At 69.4% G+C, this 20,424-nt stretch carries 15 protein-coding genes; 9 read left to right on the forward strand and 6 right to left on the reverse strand.

What is annotated here, in order from left to right:
• Positions 1 to 16: 16 nt before the first annotated feature.
• Complete coding sequence (locus LU699_RS07015; RefSeq protein WP_232133895.1) at positions 17 to 1,039, reverse strand: alpha/beta hydrolase; 1,023 nt, start codon at positions 1,037 to 1,039, stop codon at positions 17 to 19.
• 53 nt (positions 1,040 to 1,092) lie between these two features.
• Positions 1,093 to 2,448: a dicarboxylate/amino acid:cation symporter gene (locus tag LU699_RS07020; protein WP_232133894.1), complete on the reverse strand. Its 1,356-nt coding sequence runs from the start codon at positions 2,446 to 2,448 to the stop codon at positions 1,093 to 1,095.
• Between the two features lie 241 nt (positions 2,449 to 2,689).
• Between LU699_RS07020 and LU699_RS07025 the strand changes: the two genes are divergently transcribed.
• Positions 2,690 to 3,865: an OprO/OprP family phosphate-selective porin gene (locus LU699_RS07025; protein WP_232133893.1), complete on the forward strand. Its 1,176-nt coding sequence runs from the start codon at positions 2,690 to 2,692 to the stop codon at positions 3,863 to 3,865.
• Between the two features lie 59 nt (positions 3,866 to 3,924).
• Complete coding sequence (locus LU699_RS07030) at positions 3,925 to 6,570, forward strand: hybrid sensor histidine kinase/response regulator (RefSeq protein ID WP_232133892.1); 2,646 nt, start codon at positions 3,925 to 3,927, stop codon at positions 6,568 to 6,570.
• A 363-nt stretch (positions 6,571 to 6,933) separates the two neighbouring features.
• Here the strand turns inward: LU699_RS07030 and LU699_RS07035 are convergent, their stop codons facing one another.
• Positions 6,934 to 7,575: a LuxR C-terminal-related transcriptional regulator gene (locus tag LU699_RS07035; RefSeq protein WP_232133891.1), complete on the reverse strand. Its 642-nt coding sequence runs from the start codon at positions 7,573 to 7,575 to the stop codon at positions 6,934 to 6,936.
• A gap of 89 nt (positions 7,576 to 7,664) precedes the next feature.
• Here LU699_RS07035 and LU699_RS07040 point away from each other — a divergent pair, with 89 nt between their 5' ends.
• Entirely contained in the window at positions 7,665 to 10,850 is a 3,186-nt protein-coding gene (locus LU699_RS07040) for a ligand-binding sensor domain-containing diguanylate cyclase (RefSeq protein ID WP_232133890.1), read from the forward strand.
• Between the two features lie 58 nt (positions 10,851 to 10,908).
• Here LU699_RS07040 and LU699_RS07045 read toward each other — a convergent pair whose 3' ends face one another.
• The gene (locus LU699_RS07045) at positions 10,909 to 12,150 is read right to left on the reverse strand and encodes a peptidase MATCAP family protein (RefSeq protein WP_425491657.1); all 1,242 of its coding nucleotides are present in this window, start codon (positions 12,148 to 12,150) and stop codon (positions 10,909 to 10,911) included.
• 276 nt (positions 12,151 to 12,426) lie between these two features.
• The gene (gene rsgA, locus LU699_RS07050) at positions 12,427 to 13,584 is read right to left on the reverse strand and encodes a ribosome small subunit-dependent GTPase A (RefSeq protein ID WP_232133888.1); all 1,158 of its coding nucleotides are present in this window, start codon (positions 13,582 to 13,584) and stop codon (positions 12,427 to 12,429) included.
• A gap of 150 nt (positions 13,585 to 13,734) precedes the next feature.
• Here rsgA and LU699_RS07055 point away from each other — a divergent pair, with 150 nt between their 5' ends.
• The 4 genes from LU699_RS07055 to LU699_RS07070 are packed head-to-tail and all read left to right on the forward strand — an operon-like array spanning position 13,735 to position 16,866.
• Entirely contained in the window at positions 13,735 to 15,003 is a 1,269-nt protein-coding gene (locus LU699_RS07055; RefSeq protein ID WP_232133887.1) for an aminotransferase class I/II-fold pyridoxal phosphate-dependent enzyme, read from the forward strand.
• Entirely contained in the window at positions 15,000 to 15,620 is a 621-nt protein-coding gene (locus LU699_RS07060; RefSeq protein ID WP_232133886.1) for an SGNH/GDSL hydrolase family protein, read from the forward strand. Before LU699_RS07055 ends, LU699_RS07060 begins: the two co-directional genes overlap by 4 nt.
• Positions 15,617 to 16,333, forward strand: coding sequence for a class I SAM-dependent methyltransferase (locus tag LU699_RS07065; RefSeq protein WP_232133885.1), 717 nt, complete (start codon positions 15,617 to 15,619; stop codon positions 16,331 to 16,333). The genes LU699_RS07060 and LU699_RS07065 overlap by 4 nt, the downstream gene beginning before the upstream one ends.
• The gene (locus tag LU699_RS07070) at positions 16,330 to 16,866 is read left to right on the forward strand and encodes a hypothetical protein (RefSeq protein ID WP_232133884.1); all 537 of its coding nucleotides are present in this window, start codon (positions 16,330 to 16,332) and stop codon (positions 16,864 to 16,866) included. Before LU699_RS07065 ends, LU699_RS07070 begins: the two co-directional genes overlap by 4 nt.
• 242 nt (positions 16,867 to 17,108) lie before the next feature.
• Here the strand turns inward: LU699_RS07070 and LU699_RS07075 are convergent, their stop codons facing one another.
• Positions 17,109 to 17,885, reverse strand: a complete 777-nt coding sequence (locus LU699_RS07075) for a polysaccharide deacetylase family protein (protein ID WP_232133883.1) — start codon at positions 17,883 to 17,885, stop codon at positions 17,109 to 17,111.
• 117 nt (positions 17,886 to 18,002) lie between these two features.
• On the opposite strand from LU699_RS07075, the gene grxD reads away from it, so the two are divergent.
• Both grxD and LU699_RS07085 read left to right on the forward strand, forming a co-directional pair.
• A complete protein-coding gene (gene grxD, locus LU699_RS07080; protein WP_232133882.1) occupies positions 18,003 to 18,932 on the forward strand; it encodes a Grx4 family monothiol glutaredoxin in 930 nt (309 codons plus the stop codon).
• Between the two features lie 131 nt (positions 18,933 to 19,063).
• Positions 19,064 to 20,092, forward strand: a complete 1,029-nt coding sequence (locus LU699_RS07085; RefSeq protein WP_232133881.1) for an isopenicillin N synthase family dioxygenase — start codon at positions 19,064 to 19,066, stop codon at positions 20,090 to 20,092.
• Positions 20,093 to 20,424 lie beyond the last annotated feature (332 nt).

Here is a 20,424-nt window from a genome sequence, read left to right on the forward strand (position 1 = left end):
CAAAGGCGTGGACGGCTCAGTCGCCGTCTTCTTCGAGGTCGGCGTCGTCGCTGTCGACCGGCGGCGGTGCCAGCGGCGCGGTCTGGCCGGTGAGCGGCTGCAGGCTGACCGGCGGCGCGGCCATGAAGCCGTTCGCGCGCGCCCAGGTCACGAACAGGCGCGGCCACTGCGCGACCTGCGTGCCGGGTTTGCCCAGCCCCCAGCTGTGGCCGCCGCGATCGAAGACGTGCAGTTCCGCCGGCACGTTCTGCGCGCGCGCGGCCTGGAACATCAGCAGGCTGTGGTTGACGTCGGCGATGCGGTCATCGGCGGCGTGGGCGAGGAATACCGGCGGCATGTCGCTGCGCACGTGACCTTCGACCGAATACGCCTCGACGGCGTCGGGCTGGGTGGCGAGTTCGCGACGACTGCGCGTGGTGTCGTACGGCGGCTTCAGCGTGACCACCGGGTAGAGCATCGCCAGGAAATCCGGGCGCGACGGCAGGCGGTCGCTGGCGTCGAGCGCCGGATAGAAATCGTGGTCGAAGCGCGTCGACAGGATGCCGGCGAGATTCGCACCGGCCGAGGAACCCATGACGCCGATCTTCGTGGGATCGATCCCGAGTTCGCCGGCGTTCGCGCGCAGCAGGCGCATCGCCCGCTGGCCGTCGGCGAACGGCGCCGATGCCGGCCAGCCGTCGACCGGCATGCGGTAGTACAGCACCGCCGTGGTCACGCCGATCGACGCGAGCCACTGCGCCATCGGTCGCGCCGCGGTGCCGACCTGGATGCGGAAGTAGCCACCGCCGCCGAGGATCAGCACCGCGGTGCCGTTGGGATTCGCCGGGCGATGGATCTCCAGGCGCGGCTGCGAGACACGGGTCACCGCGCCCATCGAGCTGCCTTCGTTGCCGACCAGTTCCGGGCCGCTGACGACCTGCGGCAGATGGCCGTCCGGCCACAGGTCGAGTATCTGCGTGCCGGCCTGGGCATGCGCCAGGCCGGTGCAGGTGAGCAGGAGGCCGGCGATCAGGCCGGCCCAGCGGTGTCGTGTCGTCATGGGTCCCCTCCCAGGGCGTTGCGTGTGAATCGTTTCAAGCTTCGTGCGCGCCCTCAGTCCAGCGCGAGCACGTTGCGGTCGCCCGGGCCTGCGGCCGGATCGGGCGCGGCGGCGACCGGCAGCGGCTTGCCGTCGAGCGCGGCGGCCAACTGGTCGCGGTCGAGTGCGCCTTCCCAGCGCGCGACGACCACGGTGGCGACGGCATTGCCGATGAAGTTGGTGATCGAGCGGCATTCGCTCATGAAGCGGTCGATGCCGAGGATCAGCGCCATGCCCGCGACCGGCACCGTCGGCACCACCGACAGCGTGGCGGCCAACGTGATGAAGCCTGCGCCGGTCACGCCGGCGGCACCCTTCGAGCTGAGCATCGCGACCAGCAGCAGGGTGATCTGCTGCCACAGCGTGAGTTCGGTGTTCGTTGCCTGGGCGATGAACAGCGCGGCCAGCGTCATGTAGAGGTTGGTGCCGTCGAGGTTGAACGAGTAACCGGTCGGCACGACCAGACCCACAACCGACTTCTGGCAGCCGGCCTTTTCCATCTTTTCCATCAGCGACGGCAGCGCCGATTCCGACGACGACGTGCCCAGCACCAGCAGCAATTCGGCCTTCAGATAGCGGATCAGCTTGAAGATCGAGAAGCCGCAGGCGCGCGACACCGCGCCCAGGATCACGAGCACGAACAGCGCCGCGCTGACGTAGAACGTGCCGACCAGCCACGCCAGGTTCGCCAGCGACGACAGGCCGTACTTGCCGATGGTGAAGGCGATCGCGCCGAACGCGCCGATCGGTGCGGCCTTCATCAGGATGTGCACCAGCTTGAACACTGGCACGGTCAGCGTTTCCAGGAACGACAGGATCGGCTTGCCCTTCTCGCCGACGAGCGCGAGCGCGATGCCGAACAGCACCGCGATGAAAAGCACCTGCAGGATGTTGCCGTCGACGAACGCGCCGACCAGCGTGCCGGGAATGATGTCGAGCATGAAGCCGGTCAGCGTCATCTCGTGCGACTTCTGCACGTAGCCTTCGACCGCGGCGGTGTCGAGCGAAGCCGGATCGATATTCATGCCCACGCCCGGCTGCACCACGTGCGCGACGACCATGCCGATCACCAGCGCCAGCGTGGAGAAGAACAGGAAGTAGGTCATCGCCTTGGCGAACACCCGGCCTACCGTGCGCAGGTGGGTCATGCCGGCGATGCCGGTGACGATGGTCAGGAAGATCACCGGCGCGATGATCATCTTGACCAGCTTGATGAAGGCATCGCCGAGCGGCTTGAGCTGTTCGGCGAACGCCGGCTCGAAATGGCCGAGCAACGCGCCCAGTGCGATCGCGATCAGCACTTGCGCATACAGCTGGCGGTACCACGGCAGCCGCGGCGCGGCCGGAACATTGGAAGGAATGGCGTGCATGGGTGCGTACCGGGTGTGCGCATCCAGCGGATGTGGATGCAGGCGATGCGTTGTACGCGGGCGCGTCCACGCTGCCGATAGCGCATTGGTGTTAAAGGGCGCATTCCTAATCCTTTTGGATTAGCTCACGTGCCCGCGAGACGCTGCCGCCCTAGACTTCTCCGGTCGCGCGCCTGCGCGCGATCGCCCCCCACCGCAGCCCGCCGCCCCCGCGTCCGGTTGCCGCTTCCCCAAGGATTCCATGCGCAACGTTCTCCCCCCGCTTCTGGTGCTGTGCGCCTGCACCGCCGCCACGCCCGTTTTCGCCGCCGAAGGCGCGCAGGCCTGGCCGCCGAAATTCACCTTCGCCAACGAGACCGAGATCGCGCTCACCGGCAACTTCGCCTGGGACAGCGCGGACTTCGCGGGCCACCCGCGCCTCGAGGACAACGAGGGCCTGCGCCGCCGCGAGTTCGGCGCGACGGTCAAGAAGGCCGGCGTCTGGGACGCGATGGTCTATTTCGACTTCGAATCCAAGAGCTGGCTCGACGTGTTCGTGCGCTTCGACAGCAAGCACTTCTTCGACCGCGACCTCGGCAAGCTGCGCATCGGCTACATGAAGGTGCCGGTGGGTCTGGAAGGCGTGACCAGCTCGCGCGCAGGCACGTTCATGGAACTGGCGTCGCCGATCCAGGCGATCTACCAGGGCCGCCGCACCGGCGTGGAATGGACGCTCGAGCAGGACAAGGCGCTGTTCCAGGTTGGCGGCTACGGCGGTCAGGATCTGCAGGGCGACAACCCCGGCCAGACCTACGCCGCGCGCGCCGCGTGGACGCCGCGCAAGGCCGCCGGCGACGTGCTGCACCTGGGCATCGCCGCGTCGCGCGAGAACCCGCAGGGCTGGACCGACGGCCGCGGTGTGCAGTTCGACCCGACGGCGCGCCTGCGCGCGCGTCCCGGCACCAACCTCACCGACACGCGTCTGGTCGACACCGGCAGCCTGGCGCCGGTCAACCACATCCAGCGCACCGGCCTGGAAGGCATCTGGATCAACGGCCCGGTGTCGATGCAGGGCGAACTGCTGCGCGCGGACATCGCCCGCGACAACGGCCTGTCCGACTACACCGCCGAGGGCGGGTATCTCGCGGCGAGCTGGCTGCTGACCGGCGAGAGCCGTGTGTATTCGGCCGGCAACGTCGCCAACCCGAAGCCGGCCAACGGCTACGGCGCGGTGGAGCTGGCCGCGCGCTACAGCACGCTCGATCTCGACGATGGCCCGGTGAACGGCGGCCGCCAGCACGACTGGACCTTCGGCGCGAACTGGTACCTCACCCCGTACGTGAAGCTGCAGGCCAACTACGTGCGCGCCAACGCCACCCGCAACGGCGCGACCAGCCGTCCGGAAATCGTGGAAGTGCGCGCACAGGTGCACTTCTGATCGTGCGCGGACGCCGCGCCCCCGCGGCGTCCGCGATGCCTGGCGCCTGAGTCCGCGCGATGCGTACGCAACCGCGCCTGCGACGCCTGCTGCTGACCGTGCTGATCGCCTGCGGCGGGCTCGTGCTGGTCGCCGGCCTCGGCTATCGCGAAGGCTCCCGGCGCGCGCTCGACGCGCAATCGGCGCAAGCCGCGCAACAGCTCGACCTGCAGGCGCAGGCGCTCAACCAGCGCATCGAACGCTACCGCGCGCTGCCCCAGGTGCTGGCGCTGGATCCCGACCTGCGCGCCGCCGTGGCCGCACCGGTCGACGCCGACGCGCAGGCGCGCCTCAACCAGCGCCTCGAAGAAGCCAACCGCACCACGCGCGCATCGACGCTGACGCTGATCGACGCACGCGGCATCGCGATCGCGGCGAGCAACTGGCGCGATGCCGGCAGCAATGTCGGCGAGGACTACGCGTTCCGCCCCTACGTGCAGCAGGCGCTGCGCGATGGCCGGGGACGCTTCTACGGCATCGGCGTGACCACGTCGGTGCCCGGCTATTTCCTGTCCGAGGCCTTGCGCGACGATGCCGGCCGCGCGGTCGGCGTGATCGCGATCAAGATCGAACTGGCGGCGATCGAACAGACCTGGCCCGACGACGGCGATCTGGTGCTGGCCAGCGACGCGCACGACGTGGTGTTCCTCGCCAGCCGCGCGGCGTGGCGCTATCGCGTGCTCGCGCCGCTGGATACCGAGGCGCGGCAGGAGCTCGTGGCCACGCGCCAGTACGAAGGCGAGCAGCTGCGCGCGTATGCCGGCCAGGTGCTGCGCAACGCCGGTGCGCATGGCGCGGTGGTGCGCGTCGACATGCCGGCGATGCCCGGCACGTGGCTGTGGCAGCGCGCGCCGGTCGCCGATACCGACTGGACCCTGCATCTGCTGCACGATGCCGCGCCGATCGCGGCCGCGGGTCGCGAGTGGGCGACGATCGCCGGCGTATCCTGGGCGGCGCTGGTGTTCCTCACCCTGTTCCTGCAACAGCGCGTGCGCCTCGGTGCGCTGCGCCGGCGCAGCCGCGACGAACTCGAAACCCTGGTGCGGCATCACGCCGAGGAACTGCGCAGCGCGCGCGACGGCCTGGTCGCCGCGGCGCAGGAAGCCGACACCGGCCTGAGCCGGCGACTGGCGCATCTGCCGCAGGGCGTGGTGATCATCGACGCGGCGCTGCGCATCGTCGCGTGGAATGCGCGCTACATCGAACTGTTCCGGTTCCCGCCGGATCTGGTACGCGTGGGCACGCCGATCGAAGAGGTGTTCCGCTACAACGCGCGTCGCGGGCTGCTGGGTCCGGGCCCGGTGGAGGAAGCGATCGAACGTCGTCTCGAACATCTGCGCAGCGGCAAGCCGCACATGCGCGAGAGCGAGAAGTACGACGGCACGGTGCTGGAAATCCGCGGCAATCCGCTGCCCGATGGCGGCTTCGTCACCAGCTACGCCGACATCACGACCTACAAGACCACGGCGCGCGAACTGCGCACGCTGGCCGACGCGCTGGAACGCCGCATCGCGGAGCGCACCGCCGATCTCGAACAGGCACGCGCCGAGGCCGAAGCCGCGAACCGCTACAAGGGCCGCTTCGCCGCCGCTGCGGTGCACGACCTGCTGCAGCCGCTCAATGCCGCACGCATGTTCGCCGCCGGCCTGCGCGCGCGTCTGCGCGACGATGAGACGCGGCGCATCGCCGACAACATCGAGGGCGCGCTGTCGGCGCAGGACGGCATCCTCGCCAGCCTGCTCGACATCTCGCGACTGGAGACCGGCACGCTGCGCACCGACATCCGCGAAGTCGCGCTGGGTCCGTTGCTCGAAGGCCTGGCGCGCGAGACCGGCGTGCTCGCGCAGGCACGCGGCCTGCGCTTCGATCACGTGCCCACGCGCGTCTGGGTGCGCAGCGATGCGACGCTGCTGCGGCGGCTGGTGCAGAACTTCCTGTCGAACGCGGTGCGCTACACCGCGCGCGGCCGCATCGTGCTCGGCGTGCGCCGCGATGGTGACCGCCTGTGGATCGAAGTCCACGACACCGGCCCGGGCATTCCGCCGAACCGCCAGCGCGAGATCTTCGAGGAGTTCCGCCGCCTCGACGACGGCAACGCTGGCGACCGCGGCGCGGGCCTGGGGCTGGCGATCGTCGATCGCATCGCACGCCTGCTCGGCCACCGCATCGATCTGCGCTCGCGCCCCGGCACCGGCAGCGTGTTCCGCGTCTGCCTGCCGCTGAGCGAGGCGCCGGCGCAGCCGGTCATCGAACCCATCGCGCCGGGCGTGCCGGCCGAAGACGACGCCCCGCTGCGCGGTTGCCGCGTCTGGGTCATCGACGACGACCCGCAGATTTGCGCCGCGACGCGGCAGCTGCTGGAACGCTGGGACTGCGATGTGCCGCTCGCCGACGGCCCGCACGCCGCACTCGCCGCCGCGGTCCGCGGCGAAGCGCCGGACATCGTGCTGCTCGACGTGCGCATGGGCGAACACCATGGCCCCACTCTCTTCGAAACCCTCTGCGACCGCTGGAGCGCGGTGCCGCTGGCGATCCTGGTCACCGGCGAAACCGACCCGGCCTTGCGCACACGGGCGCGCGATGCGGGTCAGGGATTTCTGCCGAAACCGGTGCGGCCGCCTGCGTTGCGGGCGCTGATGATGCAGATGCGGTTGCGGGGGTATTGAGGGGGCGCGCTGCTGCGCGCCCGGCGAGTCCCTAAATACCGTCGTTCCGGCGAAAGCCGGAATCCAGTGTCTTTGCACTTTCCTCGAAGCCAAGTCGCTGGATCCCGGCGTTCGCCGGGATGACGGGACTAGACATAACGGAATGTGGGCGACCGCCGCTCACTCGCGCTCGCGCTCGCGAAACCTTACTACCGTCATCCCAGCGAACGCTGGAAACGCTTTTCAACAGCCGAATGGCTGGTCATGCATTCGGATTCTGAGGCTCTACACGAAAATCAAAATGGGCCCGAGCGTTCGCTGGGGCGACGAGAGTCGGAGAACCCTGAGGACTGAAGTTGCGTCCGCGTGCAGAAGCTTAGAACCCTACGCCTCATCCTCCCGCTCCAACGCCTTCACCAGCACCGCGGCCTGCGTGCGGCTGTGGCATTCGAGCTTCTTGAGGATCGCGGTCACGTGCACTTTGACGGTGTTCTCCGCCAGGCCGAGCTGATGCGCGATCTGCTTGTTGAGCAGGCCGTCGGCGATGCCCAACAGGACGCGGAACTGTTGTGGGGTCAGCTGGGCGAGACGCGTGGCTAGTTGCGCGTCTTCTTCCGAACGCTCCGCCGTCAACGGCGGAAACCAGCTGCCGCCGTCGAGTACGTTCGCCACTGCCTGGCCGATGGATTCGGCCGGCGCGGATTTGGAAATGAAGCCCGACGCGCCGAACTGCTGCACGCGGCGCACGGTGCGCGGGTGGTCGTTGGACGAGATGACCACGACCGGCAGTTCCGGCCGCTCACCTCGCAACCAGACCAGCGACGACAGACCGCGTGCGCCGGGCATCGTCAGATCCAGCAGCACCAGTTCGATGTCCGGATGCGCGTCGAGTGCGGGTTCGAGCGCCGACGCGGTGGCGGCTTCGATCACACGGATCTGGCCGAGGCTGTCGCGCAGTGCATGCAGCACGGCGGCGCGCAGCAACGGGTGGTCGTCGGCGACGAGGATGGTGGGAGCAGCGTCCATGGCGTGCAGTCTGGCATGGACCGCGGAATGCGACGCCGGTCACGCTGGCACGGAATTCGCAGGCACACTATGCAAAGGGGGAACACCAATTGCGTAAGAAAGCCGTCGCCAGCGCGCGCTGCGCGTGCCAGCCAGTGCATGTCGATGCGTGCAGCGTCGGCGCGGTCGGCCGTGTGCGCAGCATCGCGACGCAGCTGCTGGCCGCGACGCTGCTGGCGTGCGCGTCGTTCACCGTGTCGGCGCAGGTGCCCGACCCGGTCGACGATCCGCCGCTGAGCCTGGAGATGTACGGCCTCGACGAAGGCCTGTCGCAGCTGACGGTCTCGGCAATGACCGGCGACGACCAGGGCTTTCTGTGGGTCGCGACGCAGGACGGCCTCAACCGCTTCGACGGTCATCGCTTCCGCGCGTACCGCAACGCGCCCGACCAGCCGGTCGGCGGCGCGAATCTGGTCAGCAGCAGCATCGACAGCCTCGCCTTCGAGCCGCAGCGCACGCGCATGTGGCTGGGCACGAACGATGCCGGTCTGGAAGTCGTACATCTGCCGACGTGGACGCAGCGCCGGCTCGGCGTCGCCGACGGGCTGTCGCATGCGCGCGTGGTGCGCATCCTGCTCGATCCGGCCGGCGGCGCATGGCTGGGCACCGAGGCCGGCGTGGATCACATCGACGCCGAGATCCGCGGCGCACGCAGGCTGGGCGCGACCGGCGAGATCGTCGGTCTCGCGTGGTCGGCGGCGCGCAAGCGCCCCGTCGCCCTCGATGCGGCGTGCGGGCTGTGGTCGGTCGAAGCGGACGGACTGGTAAGGCTGCCGGCATTGCCTGGCGCGCGGCGTTGCGTGTCGCTGCAGGCAGGCCGCGAAGGCCTGTGGGTGCTCGCCGCCGATGCCGGCCTGTTCCGGCTCGATACCGCCGCGCGTCTGCAGCGGCACTGGTCACTGGCCGTGCTCGGCGTGGCCAGCGTCGACGCGACGGCGATGATCCGGCTCGAAGACGGCCGCGTGCTGACCGGTTACGGCAACGGTGCGGTAGTGCAGCTCGCGCCCGGCCGCGACCGGCCGCGACGCCTGCGCTTCGACAATCCGCCGCGCAGTGCGATCACCAGTTTCCATCAGGGCGCGACCGGCGCGTGGTGGATCGGCACCTACACCTCGGGCCTGTATCGCGTGCGGCCGCTGGCTTCGGTGATCCGTCACGACGGCGCGGGCGTCGGCACGATGGACGACTGGGACAGCCACAGCATCCGCGCGATCCGTCGCGACGGCGCGCGCATGCTGATCGGCACCGACAGCGGTCTGCGCATGCGCGACGGTCCGCGTGCGGGCTGGTGTGCGATCCCCGGACTCGCGGACCTGTCGGTACGCGCGATCGAACGCGCGCGCGATGGCGGCTGGTGGGTCGGCACCCAGGTCGGCCTGCGTCGTCTGCACGTTGACGGCCGCGTCGACATCTTCGACGGCCTGCCAGATGCGCGCATCGACGCGCTGCTGGCCGAAGACGAGGCGCTGTGGATCGGCACGCGCAGCGGCGTGATGCAGCTGCGCGACGGACGAATCGAGGCCGATCCGCGCTTCGCGGCGATCGCCGGCGACGTGGTGACGGTGCTCTACCGCGACCAGGACGGCAGCCTGTGGGTGGGCACCAATACGCGCGGCCTGTGGCGGCTGCGCGACGGCGTGTTCGCGCAGGTCGAGCCCTCCGGCGCGGGCATGCACCGCTCGGTGTGGGCGATCCACGGCGACGCGGATGCGATCTGGGTCGGCGCATTCGCGGCCGGTCTGTACCGCATCGATCGCGCGACCGGTGTGTCCTCGGTGCTGACCGAACGCGACGGTCTGACCAACAACGTGATCTACCGGATCCTGCCCGACATCGGCGGGCGCCTGTGGCTGAGCACCAATCTCGGCCTGAGCGTCTACGACCCCGAGAGCGGCATCGTGCAGAACCTCGGCCGACGCGACGGTCTGCGCAACCAGGAATACAACAGCGGCTCGGCCTACACCGGCAGCGACGGCCTGCTGTACTTCGGCGGCACGATGGGCGTGGACGTGATCGCGCCGATGCAGCTGCCGCGGCGCAGCGCGTCCGCGCATCCGGTGCTGACCAGCCTGCAACTGCTGAGCCGCCAGTCCGACACCGATGCGCGCAGCGGCACCGAGACCGACATCGTCTACACGCCCGGCATCGATCTGCGCGACGAGGACAGCGTCTTCACCATCGGCATGACCGCGATCGATTTCCTCGCGCCAGCCGCCGCGCAGTTGCGCTATCGCGTCGACGGCCTGCACACCGGCTGGATCTATCCGCACCAGGCGCGCACCGAGTTCTCGCTCAACCATCTGCCGGCGGGGCACTACCGGCTGGAAGTGCAGGCCGCGGGCCGCGACGGCCAGTTCGGCGAATCGCGCGTGCTGACGATCGCGATGCCACCACCGCCGTGGCGGCATCCGCTGGCCTATGTGCTGTACGCATTGCTGGCGGCGCTGGCCGTGGCGTTCTTCGTGCGGCGCACGCGGCGCGCGGTGCAGCGCGAACGCGAGCGCGTCGAGCTGCTCAATCGCACCGTCGCCGAGCGCACCGCGCAGCTGGAACAGGCCAACCGGCAGCTGCAGCAGAGCAACGCCCAGCTCGATGCGGCCACGCGCCTCGACCCGCTCACCCAGGTGCCGAACCGTCGCGAGCTGCAGGAATGGCTGGCCCGCGAAGCCGTGCACGCGCCCGGCCGGCGCGGCTCGGACACGCTGTTCTTCTTCATGCTCGACATCGATGCGTTCAAGCGCATCAACGACGGCCACGGCCATCAGGCCGGCGACGAAGCGCTGGTGCAGTTCGCTGCGCGCATGCGCGCCCTGACCCGCGACGGCGATCTGCTGCTGCGCTGGGGCGGCGAGGAATTCATGCTCGTCGCGCGGCTCGACGATGCTGATGCCGCGGCCGGTCTGGCCGAACGCATCCGCAGCACCGTGGCCGACACGCCGATCGCACTCGCGCATGGCGCGAGCCTGCGCATGACCTGCTCGATCGGCTTCGCGCCGTGGCCGTTCTCGTCCGCGTGGCCGACGCTCGGCGACTGGCAGCAGACCACCGCAATCGCCGACCGCTGCCTCTACGCCGCGAAAGACGGCGGCCGTGATGCCTGGGTGGGCCTGGTGCCGGGGCTCGATGCGGATCGACCGCGTCTGCAGGCGCTGCTGTCAGGCGCCGATCCGGTGACGCTCGGCAATGCGGTGCGGCTGCTGCATTCGACGGTGACGCCGCCGCGGTTCGAGCGTTGATGCCGGTTGTGCCGATGGGTTTCGCTGCGCTCTACCCATCACGGGCAATGGCACGCTTTTACAGCTGATCGATCCGGATCCGGTTCGCGAACAGCGAGAACGCGAGCATGCCGGCCAGCCCGCCGGTGCGCTCCAGCCACGGCGGCAACCAGCGCGGCGGTGCGAGCGTGCCGTCGTCGAACAGGGGTGACAGGCGTCGCACGTCGTCGAGCGTCATCTTGCCGGCGAACAGTTGCCGGCACAGCGGCAGACGCTGCGCGGCCAGGGCCTGGCGGAAAAACGTGTGCACGTCGATCAGCCCGCGCAGATACACCGCGTCCTTGGTAAAGGCATGCCCACCGGTCAGCGGCACGCCGCGGAACACGCGTTGCGCGGACGCGAAGCTTTCCGCTGCCGATTGCCCGGCGTCGTGAAAGTAATCGAACACCTGCAGGAAATCCGCGCCGTCGAGTGCACGCGCGATCGCCTCGATGCGCAGGCTCACCCGCTTCATCCGGCCGATGTCGATGCTGCCGGTGATCTGCTCGGCGAACACCGCCAGTCCTTCCTGCGTGCAGGTCGTGCGCGGCGACGACATCGCCAGGCTCGGCAGCAGCGGTTGCTCGCGGCCGTTGAGCGCGGTCAGCGAATGCACGAAGGCCTCGTGCTGCAGCAGCTGTTCGCGGTCGTGAATCGAGTAGCGCGCGTCGCTGCGCAGACGCAGGCGATACGCACCGGCTGCGGCCTTGGCGATCATGCCCGGATCGAGTTCCACCGCGACCACGCGCGTGCCGAAGTGCGCATCGAGATCAGTCTGCAACTGCGCCTGCAGCGTGGCGGCATCGAGCGTCGGATGTTCGACATCGGCGAGCAGGCCGGGATCGAGTTCGTCGGCGATGTGGATGAAGTGCCGCGCGGCATCACAGGTCGTCAGCGCACCGCCGGGCAGCGCCGCATCCGGTCGCCCGTAGAGCGCGATCGCGTGGCCGCTGGCCGCAGGGGTGCCGAGCGATTCCAGCAACTGCGCGGCCTCGTCCCAGGCCTGCGTCGATTCGCCGATGTAGGCGCCGAGTGGATGCCCGGTATCGGCGGCGGCGCCGATCGCGGCGAGTTTTCGGCGGGTGTCGGTAAAGTCCAGCACCGGATACGCGATCTCCGGCATCTCCCGGCGCCCGACCGCGAACACGGACAGGAATCGCTGCTGCGCCTCGGGCGGCCAGCTCGCCAGACTCAACACCCGGATCCCGCGCGCGGCCGCGACCATGCGCGCATCGAGCGCGGCGTGATGGGCGATGGCGTCGGGCATCGGGGACTCCGGCAGGCGGTGTGGTCACGCTAGCGGATTGGGGCGGGGGACTCAAAGCGGGCGACATCTGGTTCGGGAAGCGCCGCACGTCGGGACGGTTCAAAAGCGCGCGTGTCGGGACGGTTAATGCGACCGGTTGCCCTCACCCCAACCCCTCTCCCAGCGGGAGAGGGGCTCGGTCATGGCGAGCACCCGCTTTCTGAGCCCCTCTCCCTCCGGGAGAGGGGTTGGGGTGAGGGCCGACGCCGTCGCGATGCTTCAGAACCGAAGCGACCAGAGCGCCGAAACGCCCTACTCCTCCTTCGTCCAATCCGACCCACGCTTCGCCGGCTTCACCCCCGGACGCCCCCCCGTCTTCGCACCCGGTTTTTTTCCGGACGGCCGACTCTCCACCTTCTGCGCCATCCGCGTCGCGAGCTGGCCCGCGGCGCCGGCGAGTTCGTCGCGCAGCTTCAGGTAACTGCCCAGGCGCCCCGGATCGAGCGTGCCCGCATCAACCGCCTCCCACACCGCGCAGCCCGGTTCGTCGCCATGCGTGCAGTCGCGGAAACGGCATTGCGCCGCGACCGCTTCGACGTCGGCGAATCCGCCTTCCGACAGGTCCTCTTCGCCGGTCGGCTTGAGTTCGCGCATGCCGGGCGTGTCGATCAGGCAGGCGCCCGACGGCAGCGGAATCAGCGCGCGGTGGGTCGTGGTGTGGCGGCCGCGGTCGTCGGTTTCGCGCACCGCGGCGGTCTTCATGCGTTCGACGCCGAGCAAACTGTTGGTCAGCGTGGACTTGCCCGCGCCGGAACTACCGACGAGCACTGCGGTCATGCCGGGGCCGAGCCAGCGGTGCAGTACCGCGGCGCTGTCATGGTCGCGCGCGTTGACCGGCACTACAGCCACACCGAGCCCGGCGATCTCGGTCAGCGCGGCCACGGCGGCGGCGATGTCGGCCTCGGGCTTGTCGGCCTTGGTCAGCACAATCACCGGCGTGCCGCCGCCCTGCACCAGCAGCAGATAGCGCTCGATGCGGCGCGGATTGAAATCGGCGTCGAGTCCGCAGACCACCAGCACGGTGTCGATGTTCGCGGCGATCAGCTGCTGCTTGTAGTGCTCACCGGCGGCGGCGCGCTTGATCGCGCTGCGCCGGGGCAGCATCGCAACGATGCGTTTGCCGTCTTCGACCAGCACCCAGTCGCCGACCGCAGCGCGGTCTTCCGGCGCGATCGTGCCCTTGCGGTAGCCGCTGCGGCGCAACCAGTCGGGCAGCGATTCGACCGCGATCGCCTCGCCCGGCGCGCCGGCGACCAGATATCCGGAGCGGTGCTGCTCGACCACGCGCATCGGCAGTGCCTGTGCGTGCGTGGCCATGACCTCGGCCCAGAGGCCCGACGGGGCGCCGTCGAAGGGCCAGCCGATCGCGCGCAGCGCGGCGTCTGGGGGACTCGGATCGGCGGGGTTCAAGCGCTGCGTCGGGCGGTCGTCATGCCGCGGATTCTACGGGCGCCAGGCGTCCCGGCGCGAACCGCCGAGCTCCGCCACTCGTCGGCCCGGGCCGCATTCACCCGGCTTTTCCGCTAGCATCGCGCGACATTCCCGCGCCGAGCGCCGCCGATGTCCGCCCCCCTGAAGACCCGTGAACGCCTGACCGAAGTCCGTTACGAGATCCGTGGCGAGCTCGCGCGGCGAGCGCGGGAACTCGAGGGCCAGGGCCGCACGCTGATCAAGCTCAACATCGGCAATCCCGGTGCGTTCGGCTTCCGCGCGCCGGATCACCTGCAGCGCGCGATCGCCGAACGCATCCACGACACCGATCCCTACACCCATCAGCAGGGCCTGCCGGCGGCGCGCGAGACCATCGCCGCGTTCCATGCCGCGCGCGGCACGCAGGACGTGTCGGCCGAGCGCGTGTTCGTCGGCAACGGGGTGAGCGAACTGATCGACATCGCCCTGCGTGCGCTGCTCAATCCCGGCGACGAAGTGCTGGTGCCCTCGCCCGACTACCCGCTGTGGTCGGCGGCGACGATCCTCAACGACGGTCGCCCGGTGTTCTACCAGTGCAAGGAGGGCAACGGCTTCCTGCCCGATCCCGACGAACTCGAAGCACTGGTCTCGCCGCGCACGCGCGCGATCGTGCTGATCAATCCCAACAATCCGACCGGCGCGGTGTATCCGCGTGCGCTGCTCGAGCGCATCGTCGCGATCGCCGCCAAGCACGAGCTGCTGCTGCTGTGCGACGAGATCTACGACGGCATCACCTACGACGACGCGCCGTTCGAACCGATCGCGCCGATCGCCGGTGACGTGCCCTGCGTGTCCTTCGGCGGCCTGTCGAAGGTGCATCGCGCCTGCGGCTGGCGCGTGGGCTGGGCGGTGCTGTCGGGCAGCGAAGTGCGCAGCCGCGATTTCCGCAATGCGATGGACCTGCTCGGTGCGCTGCGCCTGTGTGCGAACGTGCCCGGCCAGTTCGCGATCGAAGCGGCGTTGACCGGCATCGATACGATCAGCGCCCTGTGCGCACCCGGCGGCCGTCTGCACGAGGCGCGCCGCGCGGTCGTCGAGGCCTGCGACGCGAGCCCGTATCTGCGCCTCGTCGCGCCGGCCGGTGCGCTGTACGCGTTCCCCGGCATCGCCGAGGAATTCAGCCAGGGCTTCGACGACCACGCGTTTGCGCTGGAACTGATGGAAGCCGAAGGCGTGCTGGTGGTGCCGGGCAACAGCTTCAACGTGCCCTATCGCAACCATTTCCGCGTGACGCTGCTGCCCGAACCCGCGCAGCTGCGCGAGGTCTTCGCCCGCATCCATCGCGTGCTGGAACGGCAGATCACCGACGCCCGCAAGGTCGTGCCGATCGCGAAGCGCCAGGCCCGCGCCGGCGGATGACTGCCCCGCGCCGCTATCTCGCGCTCGGCGACAGCTACACGATCGGCGAAGGCATCGCCGCCGAAGACCGCTGGCCGGTGCAGCTGGCCGATGCATTGCGCAACGAGGGCATCGCGCTCGACGCGCCGGAAGTCATCGCGACCACCGGCTGGACGACCGACGAACTCGATGCGGCGATCGATGCCGCAGCACCGGTCGGCCCCTTCGATCTGGTGAGCCTGCTGATCGGCGTCAACGACCAGTACCGCGGCCGCGACGTTGCGCTGTACGGCCCGGCGTTCTCGGCGCTGCTGGACCGCGCGACCGGCTTCGCCGGTGGCGATGCGGCGCGTGTCTTCGTGCTCGCGATTCCGGACTGGGGCGTGACTCCGTTCGGTGCGCATTCGGGGCGCGACGTCGCCGCGATCGCGCGCGAACTCGATGCCTACAACGCTGCTGCTGCAGCGATCTGCGCGGCGCACGGCGTTGCCTTCGTCGACATCGCAGCGGTCAGTCGCGCGCAGGGCGGCGAGGCGGAGATGCTCGCCGACGACGGCCTGCATCCCTTGGCTGCACTGCATACCGAGTGGATGCAGCTGGCGTTGCCGGTCGCGCGCGGCTTATTGTCGCGGGCATGACTGCGACCACTTCCGACACCACGCCGCTCTCCACCGCACCGTATCCGCGCGAGGACGCGCGCAACATCGCGCGCGCATTCCTGCCGAAGCACGCGCTGGGCAACCGCTACGACTACTACTACACGCTGACCAAGCTGCGCACCGATCCGCTGTATCCGGGCGTGCTGCAGGCGCTGCGTCCGACGACCGCGCCGGTGCTCGATCTGGGCTGCGGCCTGGGCCTGCTCGCGCATGCACTGCGTGCCGATGGCCAGGCGCTGCCGTTCACCGGCGTCGACATCGACGCGGCCAAGATCCGTCGCGGCCGCGAAGTCGTCGCGCGCACCGGACTCGCCGACGTGCAGCTCGACGTGCTCGATCTCGGCGTCGGCCTGCCGGCGCACCATGGCAGCGTGACGATCCTCGACGTGCTGCAGTACCTGTCGCCCGAGCGCCAGCGCGAACTGCTCGACAACGTGATCGCGATGCTGGTGCCGGGCGCGCGTCTGGTGATCCGCAGCGGCCTCGCTGACGACACCTCGCGCAGCCGCACCTCGCGCATCACCGACCGCCTCGCCAATTTCGCCGGCTGGATGCAGGAGCGCGCGAAGAGCTATCCGACCGCCGTCGGCCTGCGCGGCCAGCTCGAAGGCGCAGGCCTGCAGACGACGCTGCGCCCGCTGTACGGCGACACGCCGTTCAACAACTGGCTGATCGTCGGCATCCGCACGTGACCGCGCGCGACGGCCTGCCGAATGCGCCGATGCTGGCGCTCGACGATCCGTCTTGGACCACATTGCGTTGCGCGCAGGGCGATGCGCGCGGCATTCCCGCGCTGCTCGCGCAGCTCGATGGCGCGAGCGGAGACGACTGCCTCGGCGAACCGTGGCACTCCTTGTGGGATTCGCTGTGCAACGAAGGCAGGGTGTTCTCCGCCTCGTTCGCCGCTGTCCCGCATATCGTCGCGATCCTCGCCGAGGCGCCGGAACGCGCGACGCCGAGTCACTTCGTACTGCCCGCCAGCATCGAACTCGCCCGCGCCGCGCACGACGCGGAGATTCCGGACCATCTGATCGACGGCTACGTCACCGCGTTGTCGCGCCTGCCGCTGCTCGCCGGCCTCGTCGCCGCGCCCGACTGGAGCGAACTGATGTGCAGCGCCGCGCTGGCCGCGACGGCGGCGGCAACGGGTCAGCACGCTGTGGCGGAACTGCTGCTGGAGGCCGACGACATCGGTGCCGTGCTGGCCTGGTTGCGGGCGGAATAAGCCCAGTTTTCGCTAATCGATGCTGTTTGCGACAGCCCTACGATGGGTTTCGCTGCGCTCTACCCATCCTACAAACGGCCGCATCGTGCGGTTCGAGCCCCTCTCCCCCCGGGAGAGGGGTTGGGGTGAGGGATGGGAGCACGCGCTACAAGTCAGATTCGACCATGCCCGCATCGCAGCTGCGCAGGACGGGTAGATCGCAGCGCAACCCATCAAGCATCGCTGGTTGCTTCGACGGACCGTCAGACCGCCTGATCCGGCAACACCGCCCGCAATCCCTTCGCCCGCATCCGCATCAGCACGCCTTCGACCATCGCGACATTGCCGCCGTGCTTCGCGCCTTCATGCAGCAGCACGATCGCGCCGGGCGCGAGGTCGGCATCGATCCGCGCGACCACGTCGTCGACATCCGCCTTCACCGCATCGAATCCGCGCGCATTCCAGCCGACGCGCGCCAGGCCTGCATCACGCAGTGGCGCATGCACGAACGGATTGGTGTGACCGACGACCGAGCGGAACCACACCGGCGCATGACCCAAGATTTCAACCAGCGTGCGCTGGCAGTCGAGAATCTCGCGCCGCATCCGCGCCGGTCCGAGTGCCCAGAACATCGCCTGCGGATGGGTCTGGCTGTGGTTGCCGATGCCATGGCCGCGCGCGGCGATCTCGCGCACGAGGTCCGGGCGCGCTGCAGCGCGCGCGCCAACGAGGAAGAACGTCGCCTTCGCGTCGTGCGCATCGAGCAGATCGAGCAGCGCGCGGGTGTCATCGGACGGACCATCGTCGATCGTCAGCCACACGCCTTCGCCCGGCAGCCGTGTCAGCACCGGGCCGTACAGCCGCGAGGCCGGTGCCAGCACGCCCCACAGGCACAGCGCGTGGCTGGCCAGCAGCAGCGGCAGGCCGATCGTCCAGCCCAACTGCCACCAGACCAGCGCGATCAGCAGCTGCGAGGCGATCAGCAGCGGCAGCCACAGCTGCGGACGACGGGGCGGGCGGTGCACGGACATGGCGCGCATGATGCCATCGGCACCGCCGCGCAACGCGGTGTTCCGGGCCCGCAGGCGGCAGTTGCGGGCTTGCATCGAGGGCCCCGCGGTACCATGTGGATCGTTCCCGCACACCGGATCCATGCCATGTCTCTCGACCCCGCTCTCCGCACCCGCATCGAAACCCTGCTGCAGGGCAACCGGGCCGTGCTGTTCATGAAGGGCTCGCCGACGACCCCGCAGTGCGGCTTCTCCGCCAAGGCCATCTCCGCGCTCGAAGCGGTGGGCATCGACTACGCGACCGTCAACGTGCTCGAAGACGGCGAGATCCGCGAAGGCATCAAGGCCTATGGCGACTGGCCGACGATTCCGCAGCTCTATGTCGACGGCGAGCTCGTCGGCGGCAGCGACATCATCGAGCAGATGGTCGGCAGCGGTGAGCTGCACGGCCTGTTCGGCGTCGCCCCGCCGGACCGCACGCCGCCGTCGATCTCGATCACCCCGGCCGCGCGCGAGATGATCGCCAAGGCCGTCGGCGATGCCGGTGGCGATTACGTGCTGCAGGTCGACATCGACGGCAACTTCCGCACCCGCCTGCAGCTCGCACCGCGCAGCGCTTCGGCGATCATCGCCCAGGCCGACGGCATCGACGTGCAGTTCGACCTCGCCGGCGCACGCCGCGCCGAGGGCATGACGATCGACTTCGCCGACGACATCCGCGGTCGCGGTCTGGTCATCGATAACCCGAACGCGCCCAAGCCGGTGCAGGACATCAGCCCGGCCGACGCCAACGATCGTCTTGCCGCCGGCACGCTGACCCTCGTCGACGTGCGCCCGCCGGACGAACGCGCCACCGCCAGCGTCGCGCGCCCGTTCGAAGTGCTCGACGGCGACGCGATCACCCGTCTGCAGCAGTTGCCCAAGGACACACCGCTCGCGTTTCTGTGCCACCACGGTGGTCGCAGCCAGCAGGCGGCCGAGCATTTCCGCAACCAGGGTTTCACCCACGTCTACAACGTCGCCGGCGGCATCGATGCCTGGAGCGACAGCGTGGATGGCGGCGTCCCGAAGTACTGACGGCGCCACACCTGGACGGACGAAAAAAGGAGACCTCCGGGTCTCCTTTTTTCATCGTCGAACACGCCGACGCGATGCGCGTGCGGTCGCGCCACCTGTTCTCCAATGTGTCTGTCCCCGAGGATAGAACCATGTCCACTACCCAACGACAGCTGCCGCTGATCGACCTGTCGCAACTCGAAGCCGGCAGCCCCGGCGATCGCGCCGCCGCGCTGCAGACGCTGCGCCAGGGCGCACGCGAGGTCGGCTTCTTCTACTTGGGGAACCACGGTGTACCGCCCGAGCTCGACGCCGCACTGCTGCAGCAGGCGCGGGCGCTGTTCGCTCTGCCCGACGCGGACAAGCAGGCCATCGCGATGGTCCATTCCCCACATTTCCGCGGCTACAACCAAGTCGGCGCCGAACTGACCCGCGGCAAGGCCGACTGGCGCGAACAGATCGACATCGGCGCCGAGCGCGAGGCGGTGCCGCAGGCGCCCGGCGTGCCGGCGTGGACCCGTCTGCAGGGCCCCAACCAGTGGCCCGCGGCACTCCCGGAATTCCGTCCGGTCGTGCTGGCTTGGCAGGACGCGGTCACCGATGTCCTGCTCCGCCTGCTGCAGGCCTGCGCCGAAGCGCTCGGCCAGCCGCGCGACGTGTTCGCCCCGCTCTATCGCGACCACCCGTACCAGCTGATGAAACTGATCCGCTACCCCGGCCGCGAGCGGGTGGAGAACGACCAAGGCGTGGGCGCGCACAAGGACAGCGAGCTGCTGACGCTGATCCTGCAGGACGGCGTCGGCGGTCTGCAGATCGAACTCGACGATGGCCGGATCATCGACGCCATCCCGCGGCCCGGCACCTACATCGTCAACATCGGCGAGCTGCTGGAGCTGGCATCGGACGGCTACCTCAAGGCAGCCGTGCACCGCGTCAGCAGCCCACCGCCGGGCACCGAACGCCTCTCCGCCGCGTTCTTCCTCGGCGCGCGCCTGGACGCGACAGTGCCGGCGCTGACGCTGCCGCCCGACCTCGCCCGCGAGGCCAGCGGCTATACCCGCGATCCCCACAATCCGCTGTTCCATCAGGTCGGCCAGAACACGCTGAAAGGCCGCCTGCGTTCGCACCCCGACGTGGCCGCGCGGCATCACGCGGATCTGCTGGCGCCGGCGAAGGTCTGACGCCAGCTGACGCTCGCATCGGCTGTTCGGCTGTTCGGCTGTTCGGCTTTTGCGCTTTGGCTTTGGCTTTGGCTTTGGCTTTCGCTTTCGCTCCACGCGTTTGATCTCAATCGAGCCGTAAAGCGAGCCGAGCATCGCAGGGCGGCGGGGTCGAAGAGCAGCCCATGTCTGAGCGCAGCGAGTTTGGGCTGCGTGCCCCGTCGGCCGAGAAGCGCAGGGGACCGCCGCGGCTGTATCGCGGCGGATCGCGTCCGGCGAAGGGACCTTTTGGTTCCTTTTGGGTCCATCCAAAAGGGACTCGCACGCGCAGCGGGCGAAAGCTCTGCACTTGC

The sequence above is a fragment of the Luteimonas fraxinea genome (assembly GCF_021233355.1).
GTDB lineage: Bacteria > Pseudomonadota > Gammaproteobacteria > Xanthomonadales > Xanthomonadaceae > Luteimonas > Luteimonas fraxinea.